General features: G+C 68.4%; 2 protein-coding genes and 1 pseudogene. 1 reads left to right on the top strand and 2 read right to left on the bottom strand.

Translation table 11 applies throughout. The features are described from left to right. The coding region (locus K1Y73_RS21705; RefSeq protein WP_225030488.1) for a nicotinate-nucleotide--dimethylbenzimidazole phosphoribosyltransferase at window positions 1-211 on the top strand (211 nt) is incomplete at its 5' end. 59 nt (window positions 212-270) lie between these two features. On the opposite strand, the gene K1Y73_RS21700 is transcribed toward K1Y73_RS21705, so the two are convergent. Next, entirely contained in the window at window positions 271-2,181 is a 1,911-nt protein-coding gene (locus K1Y73_RS21700; RefSeq protein ID WP_225030486.1) for a cation:proton antiporter domain-containing protein, read from the bottom strand. A gap of 251 nt (window positions 2,182-2,432) precedes the next feature. After that, window positions 2,433-2,985: pseudogene (locus tag K1Y73_RS21695) on the bottom strand (pilus assembly protein PilP); the annotation flags it as partial.

The following is a 2,985-nucleotide window of genomic DNA, read 5'->3' as shown; positions in this document are numbered from 1 at the left end:
TGCGCTGGACCATTGCCTGGCCGCCCATCAAAGCGCCGAGGGCGCGCATGCCCGCCTGTTGGCGGAACTGGGCAAAGTGCCGCTTCTGGCGCTGGGCCTGCGGCTGGGCGAGGCCTCGGGGGCGGCGCTGGCGCTGGGGGTGATCCGCGGCGCGGTCGCCTGCCATGCCGGCATGGCGACCTTCGCCGAGGCGGGCGTCAGCGGCGGCTGAGCCGCGCCAATTTTCTTCGAAGAAAATTGACCGGAGTTTTCGAAAACTCCGGCAGCGCGCTATTCGGCCGCTTCGACATGGCTGCCGGGGCGGACCTGTTCCAGCTCTTCGATCAAGGCGGTTTCCAGATCGCGGTCCAGCTGGCGGGCGCGGGCGATGTAATCCTCGTTCAGATGCACCGGCTGGCCCGGCACCCAAAGCTTGGCCAGATCGCGCATCGCCGCCCGGTCCAGCCGCCAATAGGTCTGCGACAGCTGCGCCGCCTCATATTCGGTGAAGCCCATGTTCTCAAGCACATAGCGGCCGGCCCGGACCGAGCTGTCAAAGGTCTCGCGCACGATGTCATCGGCGCCGGCCTGGTACATCTCATAGACATGCGTGCGGTCGCGGGCCCGGGCGATGATGTGCAGATCGGGCCGGGTCCGCCGCGCATGGCGCACGATCGACAGTGCATTGTCGCGGTCGTCGACGGTCACCACCAGCACTTCGCAATCGGCCAGCCCCGCGGCCTCCAGCAGTTCCGGGCGCGAGGGATCGCCGAAAAACCCTTTCACGCCAAAGCGCCGCATTGTCTCGATCGCTGCCATGTCGCTGTCCAGCACCACCGTCGTCAGCCCGGCCGAGCGCGCCAGCCGGTTCACCACCTGGCCGAAGCGGCCGATCCCGGCGATCAGCACCCGGCCCTTTTCGGTCACCTCATCGGGGTCGGGCATGGCCTGGGCCTGGGCCAGTTGCCGCGCCAGAAGGTCGTACAGCAGGAACAGCAGCGGCGTCAGCAGCATCGACAGGCTGATCACCAGAAGCACCGTCTGCCCGGTGGCCAGCGACAGGATCCCCTCGCCCCGGGCGAAGGACACCATGACGAAACCGAATTCGCCGCCCTGCGCCAGGCTCAGGCAGAACAGGAACCGGTCCTTGCCGCGCAGGTCGAACACCGCGGCCAGCCCGAACAGCACCGCGGCCTTGACCAGCATCAGCACGAGCGTCAGCCCGATCACCGTGAAAGGCGCCCGGGCGAAGGCATGCAGGTCGATGCCGATCCCGACCGTCATGAAGAACAGCCCCAGGAGCAGCCCCTTGAACGGCCGGATATCCGCCTCGATCTGGTGGCGGAATTCCGAGTTGGCCAGCACCACCCCGGCGACAAAGGTGCCCAGCGCCGGCGACAGGCCCACCAGCGTCATCAGAAAGGCGATGCCGATCACGATCAGCAGCGACACGAAGGTCGACATCTCGGGCAGGCGCGAGGCATGGACGAAGCGGAACAGCGGCCGCGACAGGAAATGCCCGGCCACCACGATCCCCGCCACCGTGGCCAGCGTCAGCAGCGTCGCGGCCCAGTCGGGCAGGGACTGGATCACCGTCAACAAGGGCTCGACCGCGCTTTCGGCATGCGCTGCGGATTTGTCCACCGGATTGGTGATGCCGATCAGCTCGGCCGAATAGGCGCTGACATCGGGCAGGGTCAGCAGGGGCAGGATCGCGAGGATCGGGATCACCGCGATGTCCTGGGTCAGCAGCACCGAAAAGGCCGACCGCCCGCCGGCGCCGCGCGCCAGGTTCTTCTCGGACAGCGTCTGCAGCACGATCGCGGTCGAGGACAGGCTGAGGATCAGCCCCAGCGACAGCGACACCCGCGGATCATGGCCGGTCAGCCACAACAGCAGGAACAAGGCGGCCGAGGTCAGCAGCACCTGCGCGCCACCCATCCCGATCAGCTTTTGGCGCATGTCCCACAGGATGCGCGGCTCAAGTTCCAGCCCGATCAGGAACAGCATCATCACCACGCCGAATTCGGCGACATGCTGCAGGTCCTGCGTCTCGGCCCCGGCCAGCCCGAAGATCGGGCCCAGAAGGATGCCCGCCGCCAGATAGCCCAGGACCGATCCCAGGCCCAGCCGCACCGCCAGCGGCACCAGAAGCACCGCGGCGCCCAGATAAAGCGAGGCCTGGAACAGGAAGCCTTCCATCGCAGCCCACCCCCGTCAGGATTGCCCGGCCCGGGCCCTGACGGGGCCAGGGCGGGGGAAGGCGGAAACGGGGGGGCGATCCTGGGAAATCATGCCGCACAGTTTCCCGGTCGCGGCGTCGCTGCAAGCGCGAAGACGGGCGGCGGGAATCACTTGTGTGAAATCTGGCGAAATATCGGGCGAGGGGCGCGGCGCGGGCAGGCGGCGCCGCCGCATCCGGGGGGGCGCACAGGGCGCGGGCAGGGGGGCGCTCAGCCCTTCGGCATGGCCAGGGTCAGCAGCCGGCCGCCCTTCTGATAGCGCAGCTCGCTTTGGGTGATCGCCTGGATCGTGCCGCCATCGATCCGGTCGCCGACCTTGACCTTCTTGTATTTGCCGTTCGACGTGCGCACCAGCGCATAGCGCTTGGACGCGGTGCCATAGACGCCGATCAGGTTGGTCTTCGACAGGTTGATCGCGTTCTTGTAGGTGGCGGTTTTCGCGACCGAGGCCTTGGTCGGAATCTTCGGCGCGACGGCCGAGGCGACTTCGGGCTCGTCGATCTCGCTTTGCTCGTCGGGCTTCACATCGCCCTTGGGCGCCTTGGCCGAAGCGCTTTTGGCCGCCGGGGCGGGTTCGGGTTCCGGCGCGGGGCTGCGCACGGCGGCGGCCACCGCCGCCTCGACCGCGCGCGAGAAATCGCGGGGCTTTTCCGCCGGCCGGCGCGAGATCGCCAGCAGCGAGGGATTGGCGCCATCGCTTGCGGCGGCCGAGGCCGGGGTGCCCGAGGCCGCCTCGGCGCTGCCTTCGACCGGCGCGGCCAGC

It is taken from the genome of Xinfangfangia pollutisoli, assembly GCF_020179405.1.
Taxonomy (GTDB): Bacteria; Pseudomonadota; Alphaproteobacteria; order Rhodobacterales; family Rhodobacteraceae; genus Pseudogemmobacter; species Pseudogemmobacter pollutisoli.
The sequence above is the reverse complement of the archived record's forward strand: the minus strand, read 5'-3'. Positions and strand labels throughout refer to the sequence as shown.